The organism is Cyclobacterium sp., assembly GCF_014762705.1.
Taxonomy (GTDB): Bacteria; Bacteroidota; Bacteroidia; order Cytophagales; family Cyclobacteriaceae; genus Cyclobacterium.
The window spans coordinates 20,802-34,127 of record NZ_JABURL010000097.1; the positions used below are offsets into that span (position 1 = coordinate 20,802).

Sequence of the window (13,326 nt, forward strand, 5' to 3'; positions counted from 1 at the left end):
AGTTTTCAAATTCACCATAGCGGATTTGCCTCCATCTCCAAGCTTCCAGATTTTCATGCAATTCCACCCTTTTCAGATATTCGAAACTGGTTTCCAAGAAACCAATTGTATGGTCCGGGTTGAACCATCAGGTACCAACTATATCTGAAATATCCAGGTAGTACATCTGCCGGCTGCCTTCATGGGTGGAATCAAAAAACACCCTTCTCCCCTGTTGATCACAACGTGGATGCAGGTCACAACGCCACTCACCTACAAATTGCTCCGGAGAATGAAATTTGCCCAAAACAACCTTTTGATCGCTTGGAATATGGTACAGGTATAAGGTAATATTTCTGTCTTTGTCCGGATAGGTATCATTCAATACCCATTCTTCATTGGTATGAGGCACATAGGTGTTGTGCCCGTTTCTGTCCATGGCCTCCTTACCTACCAACTCCATTTCTTCGGTTTTGTCTTTAATTAACCAAAACCCTGCCTGCTTTCCTATAGGACGAGTCCATACAAAAATGTGCTTTGGGTCTCTCCACACAAAATGGGAAGAATTTCCAGAAGGGTCAGCCACATAAAGGTCTTTCCCCCGGGTATTTACGGTAATCATTCGGGTAATAAACCCGGTCCTTGCCATGACTTGATTCTCCAGAATTTCCGGCCGCCATCGGTGAAGGAACAATATGCGATTGGAATCAGGACTTACCAAAAGGTGATTAAACCAATGCCAATTGTCAGAAACATCATTGCCCAAATGTGGTATTGCTGCCAAATCTGCCAAACTCAATAAATCCTTTGTGCGCCCTGTTTTTAAATTCATGGTGTACAGGCCTATTTCATCCGGTGCTTTAACAGATTGAAAGGGATCTGTAACAGCTGCATAGCCATACCCCGGGCGCAGGTTTTGGATCCTGTTGAAGGCCGTTCCTACCGCAAAGGCCCCATTAGGTGCCAGGGTATATATCGGCTTGGGCAGTATACGGGAAGTTTCATTGCGAACATCATAAATCCGGCTTACATATTGCCCATTTTCAATATCATTCCAGATTACCTCTTCTGATGAACCGGGAATCCATTGCAACATGCAGGATTGCTGCCAGCTCCAGGCCCCTGATTCTCCAATCTTCTTCCAGTGATTGTCATTTTCCAAATCAATCAACCCAATTTCCAGTTTATCCGTTTCTTTAGGGGACCTTCCCTCAAATCCAACCCGGCATCCCAAAGCAAAGCGACCAGTTGGATCGATTTGCCATTTGTCATAATAACCAAACCAATGCCCGTGAGGACCTTCGGTAATGGGTACAGGCTTTTTATACAATGGAGAGGAAATCCATTTAGGGGCAAAACCCATGGAAAAGCTTAGCAATAAACCGGATTTGACAAAATCTCTTCTATTTATCATCGTTGATTTTTTGATTTAATCCAAATATAAGGGTTTCCCCAAATCCTTGCAGGATGAATTTTTGGCCTAGGTTGGCAATTCTGAATGATTTATTTTTCAGCCATAAACCTTGATAGATTATTGAATAGTTAAAACCATCACTAAATATTGCGAGTCTATTGGCTGTCAGTACCCACTGTTTTAGCCTTTCTTTGCTGGAAACAAAACTTCTGAAAAGAATTTTATATACCTGCGCCAGGACTGGTTAAATTGGTATTTTAACCAATAATTTTCCCATATTAGTGAATTGAAAAGAAAATAAAAAAATTTGAAGATTTGTCAAAAAACGGAATAAATAAAATTTCAATTTCACTTACTGACATTCATTTGGTGGTCCTTTTGGAAAAGAGGTCGTATTATGTATAAATTTTATAAATGAAAACCTGGATAAAATACACCCTGTTCTTTTTGGCATTTGGCCTACTGTTGATTTTTATTTACGGCTCCTACCAGTTCAGGGATCGCCATAAAGGTTATTGGCTGGATCTTAGCATTAAAAATGAACAGCCTTCCGCGCTACAGGCCGGATTCGCCAAAGCAGAAATCAGTCCGGTAAACTTTGATACCTGGACAGATGCCAATGGAGATGCCCGTTTCAATGAGGCCGATGGGGATAAATACCAGGATCTCAACGAAAACGGGAAATTTGACCCGATTTGGATAGCAGGATTTCACCAAAATAAACCTGCCAGCGGTATCAACGATCCATTGTGGGCAAGGACAATGGTTTTGGATGATGGCAAATCTAAATTAGGTCTTTGCGTCATTGATATGATTGGCTTTGGAAATGATGAGGTTATCAGTCTAAGGAAAAAACTACTGGAAATGACTGATTTAGATCACCTCATTATCAGCAGCACCCATGTTCATTCTTCACCTGATATGATGGGTATGTGGGGGCCTGGCCCCTTTACCAGAGGAGTAAATGAGAATTACCAGCAACTGGTTTTTGATGGGATAGAGAAATCCGTGCTTGCTGCCAATGAAAGTCTTAAACCGGCAAAACTTAAATTTGCCGTCAATGAACGGGACGCAGCACATTTGGTGGGGGACAGCAGAGAACCAATAATCTATGATGCTGCAATACGAATCATGCAGGTAGAGGAATTGGAAACCGGCCAAACCCTGGGAATGCTGTTAAATTGGGGCAATCACCCTGAAACATTATGGGCCGATAATACCCTGATCAGTGCTGATTTCCCTCATTACTGGCGGCATTATATGGAGGAAGGCATCCATTTAAAAGATTCCGTGGTTCATCAGGGATTGGGGGGCGTGGCGATTTTTTTGAATGGCGCTTTGGGTGGATTAATGACTACCCGTCCAAATGACCCGGTAGCAGAACCTTTTACAGGAGAGCAAATCAGCAAAGCCTCCATTCAAAAGATTGATGCACAGGGAAAATCATTGGCTAAAATTTCCTTTGAAACGATGAAACTTGGAATGGACAGTATTTCTGAAGGAAGTATTGACCTGAGGGCAAAAACTGTTAAATTACCGATGACAAACAAGCTGTTTCGGCTGGCCGCATTTGTAGGTGTTTTCGATCGTGGCTTTGTCGAATGGGGAAAGGTCAGGTCTGAGGTCAATGCCTGGAAAATAGGCCCTGCCTCATTTGTCCACGTTCCGGGAGAGCTGTATCCGGAAATTTTAAATGGAGGAGTGGAATCGCCAGATGGCGGTGATTTTGGGATAGATCCGGTAGAAGTTCCGGCTATCAGAAGCCAAATGCCAGGGAAGTACCGGTTTTTCAGTGGTATGTCGAATGACATGATTGGCTATATTGTCCCAAAAAGTCAATGGGATGAAAATCCACCATTTACCTATGGTAAAGAAAAAGCCCCTTATGGGGAAATCAATTCCCTGGGTCCGGAAACGGCTCCCATTTTGCACCGCGAAACCCTGAATATCCTGAAAGAGCTCGGGAGTTCATTAAAATGACACACCCATGAAATCGATAGTAAAATCCAACCCCTAATTTAATCCAGAGACCATGTCTAAAGCTCCTGACAACATTGCCGCATACCTGGAATCCGTACCCGAGAGCAGGAAAAATGCCTTCACAAAATTGAGAAATACAATCAAAAATCATCTTCCTGAAGGTTTTGAAGAAACTATCAGTTATGGGATGATTGGCTATGTGGTTCCACTGGACAAATACCCCAAGGGGTATCATGCCGACCCGAAATTGCCCTTACCCTTTCTAAATCTGGCCAATCAGAAAAATTATATAGCCCTTTACCACCTCGGGTTGTATACCAATGAGGCCCTACTGAGCTGGTTCAGGGAGGAGTACCCCAAACACAGTAGCAGAAAACTGGATATGGGAAAAAGTTGTATCAGGTTCAGGCAAGCTGATGCCATTCCCTATGAGCTCATTGGACAGTTGTTGGAAAAAATATCTATGGAAGAATGGATCATGAGTTATGAAAAGGGGCAAAAAAAATAGGGTTGAAATAAATTCCAACCCTATTTTCAACTATTGAAAGCTAATTTTATTTATTAGCGATATAACTCACCAGGTCCACAACTTTGTTGGAATAGCCCCATTCGTTGTCATACCAGGCCACCAGTTTTACAAACTTATCACTAAGCTGAATACCAGCCCCGGCATCAAAAATTGAAGTACGGGCATCACCAATAAAATCATTGGAAACAACTGCTTCTTCTGTGTATCCAAGGATACCTTTTAAATCTCCTTCAGCCGACTCTTTCATTTTGGCGCAAATCTCTTCGTACGTCGCTCCTTTTGAAAGCCTTACGGTCAAATCTACCACAGATACATCGGGAGTAGGTACTCTGAATGCCATTCCGGTCAGTTTTCCATTCAATTCCGGAATAACCTTTCCAACAGCCTTTGCAGCTCCTGTTGAGGAAGGGATGATGTTTTGACCAGCGCCTCTTCCGCCTCTCCAGTCCTTGGCTGAGGGTCCGTCTACTGTTTTCTGCGTGGCAGTTGTCGCATGTACTGTCGTCATCAAGCCCTCTTCTATTCCCCAATTGTCATTGACAACCTTTGCCAATGGAGCCAGGCAATTGGTAGTACAAGATGCGTTGGAAACAAATGTCATGTCTGAAGTGTAGGAAGATTCGTTAACCCCCATGACAAACATAGGCGTGTCATCTTTGGATGGGGCAGACATTACTACCTTTTTGGCACCGGCATCGATATGCCCCTTGGCACTTTCCTTGGTAAGAAACAAACCGGTGGATTCCACTACGATTTCAGCTCCCACATCCGACCATTTCAAATCAGAAGGGTTTCTTTCAGAAGTCACGCGGATAGCATTCCCATTGACCACCAATTTGCCATTTTCTACGGCTATATCACCCTTGAATTGTCCATGGGTGGAGTCATATTTCAGCATATAGGCGATGTAATCAACATCGATCAGGTCATTGATACCAACAATCTGAATATCATCTCTTTCCTGAGCAGCCCTGAAAACAAGTCTTCCAATTCTACCAAATCCATTGATACCTACTTTGATTTTTTTCATAATGTAGTTGTCTATTCTTTCGTTATAAAAGATTGATTAATATTGAAATAACCCTGATAATCTTTCAAAACTGAACGATTTATAATTGGTAAAACAGGGATTTCGAATCACTTATCCAAAATTTTCAATGGTCAAATTTATAAAAATTTAATTTATCATTGAAATTTTGCTTTTGATTAGTTGAAAAAACTTGCCTCTGCACACAAAAGCATTCCGGAAAGAAAATTTGTACTATTTTTGGCTCGGACTAAATCAACCAAAGCAAGAAATCGATCAGTTACGGATTAATTATAAAGGCAATTCTTTGCTTCTGATGAACGTGTCCTCCGGGGTCATCATGTTTGGTGTGGCAGTGGAAATCAAACTGGCTGATTTTACGTCAATTTGACCGAATCCCAAACCTTTTTTTCCGGGAGTCCTTACTCCATTTTTCCTTTTACTCCTGCTTGCCTGACTATTGGTTTTGATTTTCAATTATTTTTTTGGCCCGGGCGGAATGGCAATCATCGCCGATTGGCGGGGCATCTGGCATATTGTTTCAAGGCTAAGCCTGGCCACTTTATGAAATCACAATAAGCATAATGTAACTTCATCTCGATAAATCCTTAAAAACTAATCTGTGGTTTACTATTTCAAAATCGGGATTTGGGGTACTTTAAACCTTATAGTATTCGACCAGATTGCCGTCAAAACCAGCAACCTTTTCTACCAATTTGTTCCTGGTAGCGGTATCAAAGGCTTTGAAATTCCTGGCAAGTCCAATTTTTTCCTCAAGCATTTCTGCATTATCGGCACCGGTGATCAACACACTAATTGGCAATGACCAGGAAAAATAAACGGCTTCTGCTACTGTTAAGGCATTGGGGATGATTTTTGGTTTGTCACCATGGTTAAAATGGGAAGTCCCCCCAAAAAAGCCTCCATTGGCAAGCGTCTTCATGGCCATTGGTGCCATTTTCTTTTCTACCAGTTTGGGCATCACATTCGTAATGAAACTCTTGTAATTTGGATCAAATGCGTTAATTGGCATTTGACATGCCTGAAGCAAATCCGTACTGTCTAACATCCTGAGGTGGGCATTGAAATCAGAATGCCCTGAAAAGCCTACATACCTCACTTTTCCACTCTCCTGAGCCTTCCTAACCACATCCAACACTCCGTTTTGAATCCTTCCATCCACATCACCGGGACTGGTCACTGCATGAATCAACCATAGGTCCAAATAATCCGTTTTCATGCGTTTCAGGGTGCCCTCCAGATGGGCTTCAGCTGTATTGCCATTCCTGGCGGTAGTTTTGCTTTGAATAAAAGCGACATCCCGGTATTTGGGTGTCAGGAACTGCCCATATCTACGTTCCCCGGTACCGTTTCCATAAGACTCCGCATTATCAAAAAACCTTATCCCCCCTGCTATTGCCATCTCAATGGTCTTTTCAGCTTCCAATTCTGACATTCTTGCAATATGGGCCCCTCCTAATCCAAGCATGGTCACGGCCTCACCTGTACTTCCAAACTTTCTTTGGGGAAGTAAATCTCCCCATTTATCCTTCAGAATAAATTTCCCCATTTTGGTTTGCTCAGATATGGCAGCCCCATGCAGGTCTGAAAAATGCATGGGCAACATGATACCTGCGGTCAGACCCGCAAGTGATTTTAAGAAGGAGCGCCTGTTTTTGTCATTTCCGGTATTCATTTTTCTTTGGGTTAAAATTCAACATTAATTCCTGCGGTCACATTTATCCCTGGCATGGGATAGCCATTTTCCAATTGATAGGCAGTATCAAAAAGGTTTTTGGCCAACACATAACATTTTACCTCTTCCAATAACTGATAGCCCAGGTTGATATTCAAAAGCGTGTAATCAATTGTATTATCCTCCGATTCCGGGCTATTGTTCAATCCAAAAATTTGCTGTACAAAAGGAGCAATTGAAAAATTCCCGATTTTTTTAGTGGCCTGCATGTTCAGGTGATGTTTTGGAGCGAACAAAACATTGTCAGATACATCGAGAAAATTATAATTGAACACCAAATGAAATTTTTCACTGGGATTATACCGAAGCTGACTTTCCAGGCCACGGTTCCGGAAGGCTCCGGTATTTCTGTTACTCGGAGGGGCAGTTGAAGGATCTAACTGAATCAGATTGTCTCCCTTGGTATAATAAACCACCAGCTCCATTTCCAATTGCCGTCCAGGCATAACATGGGTCAGGCCCATTTCATGGTTCCACATTGTTTCTGGATTCAGTTCCTCATTGGCAGGAGGAAACAAGTACAAGTCTACTACAGAAGGACTTCTAAAAGCCTTGGAAGAGGACATTTTAAGCAGGTTCTTCTCGTTTAACGCATAGGTAAAACCAAATCCGGGGATAGTTGACTTTCCAAATTGAGAATTGTTGATTTCCCTGACTCCCAGGTTTACATGCATCTTTTCCCATAAAGTCTGTTGCATTTGTAAGTATATGTCGGTTTGGTTTATGCTGTGGGAAACATCCAGGCCAACGGCTGCAGGCGGAGGTAGGGTTTCATTGACCGCCCTTCCTCCAAACCGACTGTGATCTACTCCAATCGTAATGGTCTGACCGGGAATCAATTGAAGATTTTGGTAAATATTAAATCCCTGATTGGTATCAGTTGACTCAAATCCGCTTTTAAATTGGTGTTCACCAAAATTATGGTAAAAAAGGGCTGCTCCTGAAACTTTTTCCCCCTGATTTACAAGTCCCAGTGAAACTCTTCCGCGCAAATAATCTCTTCGGTCGTCAGTTAATGGCCCCTCCAGTGTTCCCGGATGAAAATAAGTGGCATCAGATAACTGAAAATCAGCAGCAAGGCGAATTTCATCTTTCACCTGAAAATTCAGTTTGTAAAAAAGTGCATTATTTTCAAAACCATCATTGGCATCGGCTCTGTACCCATTGGTTTTACTGCGGTTCAATGAGAGCAGGGACTGCCATTTCCCTTTCTCATAATTTAGTTTCCCGGTGTAGGCTTGGGTGCCAAAACTGCCAAGGTTAGCCCCAATATTGCCAGACCAGCCCGGATTTTCACCTTTATCTGTAATCAGGTTAATGGCTCCTCCCATGGCATTACTCCCGTATAAGACTGAGGCTGCTCCTCGAATCACCTCTACCCTTTCAATGTCGGAACTGTGGTAAGCATCGGCAATCGGATGAGAAAATATACCCATAAATTGCGGTTGCCCATCTATCAAAACAAGGATTCTGTTGTTTGGGGTACCACTGATACCCCTGATGGAAATGTTGCCCCCAGAACCGGGACCTACTCCGAAGCCCAGTAAAGAACGGTCGTTCAGCAACAAACCCGGAACATGTGGCACCAGGGCCGGAAGCACATTGATTTGCCCGGATTCCCTGATTTGATTCTTTTCAACAATAGAAATACTTGATGAAACCTGTGCAGCTGATCGAGCCATGCGGGTACCAGTAACCACTACCTGCTCCAGGCCCAAGGTATCCGTATCCTGGCCATGCAAAGGTCCGCTAAGCGCAAAGAACCAAAGTATTATTCCATATAAAGGTCGATTCATCATTCTTTCCCCGTGTTATTCCATGGCCAGTTGACACAGGATTTCACCTTTGGAAACAAAACCATATCTGCAGTTCCTTTCAAGACAAAAGTATGTACCTCATTATCAACCAATTTCTCTTTTACCAGTGCCAGGGTCTTGCCTGTTACTGCCACATCATCCACAATAAGAATCCTTGGATAACTGAAAAAATCCCATTTGATATCATCCAGAATTTGCGGGGGATCCTGCATGGGTTCATTGAGATCATTCCTGTGGCTTACCCGGATGATTTTCATGGCCACACCCAGCTGATGTGCAATCATGCAGGCAGGATAAACACCTCCCCTACCTATTCCCAAAACCAAATCAATTTCCGGAAAATCAAAAGCATACAAAGCTTCACTGATGGCGTCAAAGGTAATATCAATTTTATCCCGCATGTATTTTCTTTTAGCTAGTTTTTGCCGGATTTTTCACCAATACCTGGCACCGTTAAACCCAGGATAAATAAAATAATAATTCCCGGCAGTCCGGTATACAAGGAATTGAAAAAGTAATCTATAGGCGTCAATGGTAAAAAATTAAGCCAAAAAATCCCTGCTGCTCCTATCACTTTGGCCAGCAAAATGGAAGGAAGAACAGCCCAGCCATTGCCCAGTTTATGCTTTAGATAGGCCAGTGAAAGGGTAAATACAATCAGTTCAATGGTCAACAATAACATTAACGACAACTGCTCATTACCGGAAATCAGAAAATTTAAAGCAGGGGAAAGGGCAGCAGCAGCCAATGCAGGTGTTTTACCTAAGAGTATCAAGGCGATTAGTGGTACATAAAACATGGGTAACAAGATCGCACCTATGGGCGTACCCTGAACCGGAGGAGCCAGATGAACCAAAATAGGAAACAATACAGCCGCGATAAGTGTAAACAGTGAGGTCAATAAGGGGCTGCTTTTATAATACTGATTTAAATATTGCATTTGCTTGTTCTTTAATTCCATTGAAAATATAAAAAAATATAAGCAGTCCTGCAATTAAATTTTTACCAAAAGCCATATTTTCAAGGAATTACAGGCAAAACAAAGTGGTCTGATAATTGTACGGTTAAAGAGCAAACAATTAATTCAAAACTTTATTTCGCAACACATGCCCGTAATTGGTGAACTCATAAAAAAAGCAATTGATTTAGGTGAAAAACTAAACACCGAGTCCAAACCCGCAGAGAAACAATTAAAAGTATTACAGGAATTACTGGATCATGCCAAAGACACTTCTTTTGGAAAATACCATGGTTTCAAAAAAATACATAAGTCAAAGGATACAATTTCCTCCTTTCAGCAAAAAATCCCCTATCATGATTATGATGCCATTTATGATTTGTGGTGGAAAAAAATAAGGGAAGGGCACGAGGATATTACCTGGCCCGGGATCAACCGTTTCTTTGCTGTAAGCTCCGGAACGACCAGCAACAGTAAGTATATTCCTGTTACAGATGACATGTTGGATGCCATTAGAAAAACAGGGATACAGCAGATCATGACCCTATCCAAGTATGACCTTCCCTCAGACTTTTTTGAAAGGCAAATCATGATGCTTGGCAGCTCCACGGAGCTGAAAGAAAACAATGGATTTCTGGAAGGAGAGATCAGTGGCATTAGTGCTAGTCAGATTCCTTTCTGGTTCAATAATTTCTATAAACCCGGACCGGAAATTTCTGCCATTGAAGATTGGGATGAAAGAATAGAGAAAATAGCAGAACAGGCCAGGGACTGGGACATTGGTAGCATTTCTGGCATTCCTTCTTGGATAGAGTTGATGATGAAAAGGGTCATTGCTTATCATGGCGTGGATAACATCCATGATATATGGCCCAATTTGGCGGTCTATACCCCCGGAGGTGTGGCATTTGAGCCCCACAGAAAGAGTTTTGAGAAAAATCTTGCTCACCCCTTGATTTATATAGACACCTACCTGGCATCAGAAGGTTTTCTGGCCTTCCAGGGAAGGCCAGACACGGATGCAATGGCACTTGTTCTGGATAATGGCGTATTCTTTGAATTTGTTCCTTTTGAACCGGAAAACATGACTGAATCCGGGGGCATTCATCCTGATGCGAAAGCATTGACCATAGCCGAAGTAGAAGAAAACAAGGATTATATATTGGTCATTTCAACGGTAGCCGGTGCATGGAGATACATGATCGGAGATACGGTCTCCTTTACCAACAAAGAAAAAGCTGAGATAAAAATTACGGGAAGAACCAAATTCTTTCTGAATGTGGTAGGCAGCCAACTCAGTGTACATCAAATGGACCAGGCCATAGAAGCAGTCCAGGAAAAATTCAACATCGCGATACCTGAATACACCGTAAGTGCAGTCCGGGAGAATGGCGAATACCTGCATCGATGGTATCTGGGAAAAGATTCCGGTGAGGCCGATGAAGCAAAAATAACAGCATTTCTGGATCAAAACCTTCAGGAAAAAAACAAAAATTATAAAGTAGCCAGAAACAAGGCTTTAAAATCCATCGAAGCCAAATTAATTCCCGCGGCAACCTTTATCGCCTACAATGAAAAACAAAAAAAGAAAGGTGGCCAGGTAAAATTTCCAAGAGTAATGAAAGACGATGTCTTTGGTGAATGGGAAGATTTTGTTAAAAAATCATCCCATTTGGCAGAACAATGAAACCAAAAGCCATAAAAATCAATTGTTATTTCAGCCTGCCTGAATTAACAATTGATTTATTTGGTTGATCAGAGGGGCTTCATTATAAACAGGTTTCTAGCCATGCTAATTTTTAAATCCCTGTCATCTGCCAATTACCGTTTTTTCTTCACTGGACAAGCCTTTTCCAATCTGGGCAACATGATGAAACAAGTAGCGGTTGGCTGGTTGGTTTATCGGCTGACAGGTTCTGCTTTGCTTTTGGGTTTGGTTTCTTTCTCCAGGGAAATTTCGGCCTTTTTGCTATCTACTGTGGCAGGTGTATTGGCGGATAGATACAACAAACACCGACTTTTGATGGTCTGTCAATCCATCATAGCCATCAACGCCATAATATTGGCCATACTCACCATCAGTAACACCATAAATTTTCAAACCTTATTAATTTTGGAAATAGTATTTGGACTGGTGAGTGGTATGGAAATGCCATCAAGGCATGCGTTTGTCAATGATCTGGTAGAAAATAAAACCTACCTGACCAATGCCATTGCCCTGAATTCATCGCTATTCAATACCGCAAGAATTGTGGGGCCTGCACTTGCAGGAATACTCATTCCTATCATAGGGGAAGGATATTGCTTTTTGTTATATGCTGGAGCCAGTGTGGCCGTAGTAGTGATTTTTACATTTATCCGCTACCAGCCTTCAGGTAAAAAAAATCCCCGAAAAAAATTCGGGAAGGAATTACAGGAAGGTGCTGCCTTTGCCATCAAAACGAGACACATACGTTTCCTGATACTATTTGTTGCTGGGGTAACCCTAATCGGGGTTTCTTATATGGTAATCCTGCCCGTGGTTGCTGCAGAGGTTTTTCTGGGAGATGCTGTAATCTTTGGCTACATGACCAGTGCTGTGGGTATTGGTTCGTTATTAGGTGCTTTTTTTGTTGGAGCCAGAAACAATGTGGTAGGATTGGACAAGCTTATTCTATTGGGGACAGTAATCTTTGGTTTGGGTTTGGCTGTTTTTTCATTCAGCACTATATTGTGGGTATCATTGTTGGCCCTGGTGACCACAGGCTTGGGTAGGGTGATCATTTTCACCGGGTCCAATACTTTATTGCAAACCATTGCACCAGAGGAAAAACGGGGAAGGGTGTTGAGTTTTTATATCATGTTATTTATGGGTGCGCTTTCTTTGGGAAGCTTCTTAATAGGCCTGCTTACCGATTGGATTGGAGCCCCCTTTACCTTATTGATTGGAAGTATCGGGGTATTGTTGATGGGAGGATATTATGCCAGGAGCCTTCCCTTACTGAGGAAAAGAACCTACAGGGCCATAAAAAAATCAGAACTGTTGCGCTGAGAGTGAAAAAATATCGTAAATAATCTAACAATGAAACCATTTAGTTTATTAATAATCAACAGTGTAACACTGATCTTCACATTGTTGATCAATTACCTGGGTGGAACCGGGGAATTTTTCGGTAACAGCGTAGGAGAAATCAGTGGCCTGTACCCTACTATCCTCACGCCGGCTTCCTATGCTTTTTCCATTTGGGCATTGATATACCTTGGCTTGATTGCCTTTGTAATTTACCAGTGGTACACCTATTTTAAAGGACGTCATGCTGTTTCCATTTTGCCCACCGGCCTTTGGCTGGGCCTGGCCAATGTATGCAATGCCCTGTGGGTTTGGGCCTGGACTTCCGAGTATATATTCCTTTCTACACTAATCATTTCCCTATTGTTGATTGCATTGGTCCGTTTGGTCATTCGCCTTCGGCTAGAGCTATATGATGCCCCGCTGCAAATTATTTTTTGGGTTTGGTGGCCGGTCTGTATTTATACCGGATGGATTATATTGGCCACGGTATTGAATATTTCGGTGGGAATAAAAAGCAGTGGTTTATTGCCGGGCATACTGGCCGAAGAGGTCTGGGCTGCTGTGATTTTAATCGTGGCCAGTTTCATATATATCTGGTTGACTTTTCGGAGAAACATGAGAGAAGCAGCTTTGGTGGGTGTTTGGGGTTTTGCTGCCATAGGGGTAAAACAATGGGAAGCCTTGCCAAATGTGGGTATTTTATCTGTTTTACTGGCAAGCCTTTTATTTGTAATCGCAGGTATACATGGCTACCGCAATAGAAAGACTTCTCCCCTGATAAAATGGCTCAATGGAGAATGGAAATAATTCTTAA

The 13,326-nt window shown here is 42.3% G+C and carries 12 protein-coding genes; 5 read left to right on the top strand and 7 right to left on the bottom strand.

Translation table 11 applies throughout. The annotated features are described in order from the left end of the window. Nucleotides 1–127: 127 nt before the first annotated feature. Nucleotides 128–1,393 carry a hypothetical protein gene (locus HUJ21_RS19380; protein WP_291372176.1) on the bottom strand — a complete coding sequence of 422 codons (1,266 nt, stop codon included), beginning with the start codon at nt 1,391–1,393 and terminating at the stop codon, nt 128–130. A 414-nt stretch (nt 1,394–1,807) separates the two neighbouring features. On the opposite strand from HUJ21_RS19380, the gene HUJ21_RS19385 reads away from it, so the two are divergent. Together HUJ21_RS19385 and HUJ21_RS19390 are read left to right on the top strand one after the other, a co-directional pair. After that, on the top strand, nt 1,808–3,373 hold the full coding sequence (locus HUJ21_RS19385) for a neutral/alkaline non-lysosomal ceramidase N-terminal domain-containing protein (protein WP_291372177.1): 1,566 nt from the start codon (nt 1,808–1,810) through the stop codon (nt 3,371–3,373). Between the two features lie 52 nt (nt 3,374–3,425). Then, nucleotides 3,426–3,881 carry a DUF1801 domain-containing protein gene (locus tag HUJ21_RS19390; RefSeq protein ID WP_291372178.1) on the top strand — a complete coding sequence of 152 codons (456 nt, stop codon included), beginning with the start codon at nt 3,426–3,428 and terminating at the stop codon, nt 3,879–3,881. Nucleotides 3,882–3,927: 46 nt separating this feature from the next. On the opposite strand, the gene gap is transcribed toward HUJ21_RS19390, so the two are convergent. The 6 genes from gap to HUJ21_RS19420 all read right to left on the bottom strand — a co-directional run bounded on the left by gap (nt 3,928) and on the right by HUJ21_RS19420 (nt 9,442). Continuing rightward, complete coding sequence (gap, locus tag HUJ21_RS19395; protein WP_166146790.1) at nt 3,928–4,932, bottom strand: type I glyceraldehyde-3-phosphate dehydrogenase; 1,005 nt, start codon at nt 4,930–4,932, stop codon at nt 3,928–3,930. 288 nt (nt 4,933–5,220) lie between these two features. Next, complete coding sequence (locus HUJ21_RS19400) at nt 5,221–5,406, bottom strand: hypothetical protein (protein WP_291372179.1); 186 nt, start codon at nt 5,404–5,406, stop codon at nt 5,221–5,223. A gap of 181 nt (nt 5,407–5,587) precedes the next feature. Next, entirely contained in the window at nt 5,588–6,625 is a 1,038-nt protein-coding gene (locus HUJ21_RS19405) for an aldo/keto reductase (protein ID WP_291372180.1), read from the bottom strand. Nucleotides 6,626–6,636: 11 nt separating this feature from the next. Beyond that, a complete protein-coding gene (locus HUJ21_RS19410) occupies nt 6,637–8,484 on the bottom strand; it encodes a TonB-dependent receptor (RefSeq protein WP_291372181.1) in 1,848 nt (615 codons plus the stop codon). Then, nucleotides 8,481–8,903 (bottom strand): phosphoribosyltransferase, encoded by a 423-nt coding sequence (locus tag HUJ21_RS19415; protein ID WP_291372182.1) that lies wholly within the window; start codon nt 8,901–8,903, stop codon nt 8,481–8,483. The genes HUJ21_RS19410 and HUJ21_RS19415 overlap by 4 nt, the downstream gene beginning before the upstream one ends. Before the next feature lie 14 nt (nt 8,904–8,917). After that, a complete protein-coding gene (locus HUJ21_RS19420) occupies nt 8,918–9,442 on the bottom strand; it encodes a hypothetical protein (RefSeq protein ID WP_291372183.1) in 525 nt (174 codons plus the stop codon). A gap of 166 nt (nt 9,443–9,608) precedes the next feature. Between HUJ21_RS19420 and HUJ21_RS19425 the strand changes: the two genes are divergently transcribed. From HUJ21_RS19425 to HUJ21_RS19435, 3 genes are all read left to right on the top strand, one after another. After that, entirely contained in the window at nt 9,609–11,147 is a 1,539-nt protein-coding gene (locus HUJ21_RS19425; RefSeq protein WP_291372184.1) for a GH3 auxin-responsive promoter family protein, read from the top strand. A gap of 102 nt (nt 11,148–11,249) precedes the next feature. Next, a complete protein-coding gene (locus HUJ21_RS19430) occupies nt 11,250–12,491 on the top strand; it encodes an MFS transporter (RefSeq protein WP_291372185.1) in 1,242 nt (413 codons plus the stop codon). A 30-nt stretch (nt 12,492–12,521) separates the two neighbouring features. Further along, entirely contained in the window at nt 12,522–13,319 is a 798-nt protein-coding gene (locus HUJ21_RS19435) for a hypothetical protein (protein WP_291372186.1), read from the top strand. The last annotated feature ends 7 nt before the right edge of the window (nt 13,320–13,326 follow it).

Coding starts and splice junctions, on each gene's coding strand:
- HUJ21_RS19380 (WP_291372176.1), bottom strand. CDS start 1,393: ATGATAAATAGAAGAGATTTTGTCAAATCCGGTTTATTGCTAAGCTTT.
- HUJ21_RS19385 (WP_291372177.1), top strand. CDS start 1,808: ATGAAAACCTGGATAAAATACACCCTGTTCTTTTTGGCATTTGGCCTA.
- HUJ21_RS19390 (WP_291372178.1), top strand. CDS start 3,426: ATGTCTAAAGCTCCTGACAACATTGCCGCATACCTGGAATCCGTACCC.
- gap (WP_166146790.1), bottom strand. CDS start 4,932: ATGAAAAAAATCAAAGTAGGTATCAATGGATTTGGTAGAATTGGAAGA.
- HUJ21_RS19405 (WP_291372180.1), bottom strand. CDS start 6,625: ATGAATACCGGAAATGACAAAAACAGGCGCTCCTTCTTAAAATCACTT.
- HUJ21_RS19410 (WP_291372181.1), bottom strand. CDS start 8,484: ATGATGAATCGACCTTTATATGGAATAATACTTTGGTTCTTTGCGCTT.
- HUJ21_RS19415 (WP_291372182.1), bottom strand. CDS start 8,903: ATGCGGGATAAAATTGATATTACCTTTGACGCCATCAGTGAAGCTTTG.
- HUJ21_RS19420 (WP_291372183.1), bottom strand. CDS start 9,442: ATGCAATATTTAAATCAGTATTATAAAAGCAGCCCCTTATTGACCTCA.
- HUJ21_RS19425 (WP_291372184.1), top strand. CDS start 9,609: ATGCCCGTAATTGGTGAACTCATAAAAAAAGCAATTGATTTAGGTGAA.
- HUJ21_RS19430 (WP_291372185.1), top strand. CDS start 11,250: ATGCTAATTTTTAAATCCCTGTCATCTGCCAATTACCGTTTTTTCTTC.
- HUJ21_RS19435 (WP_291372186.1), top strand. CDS start 12,522: ATGAAACCATTTAGTTTATTAATAATCAACAGTGTAACACTGATCTTC.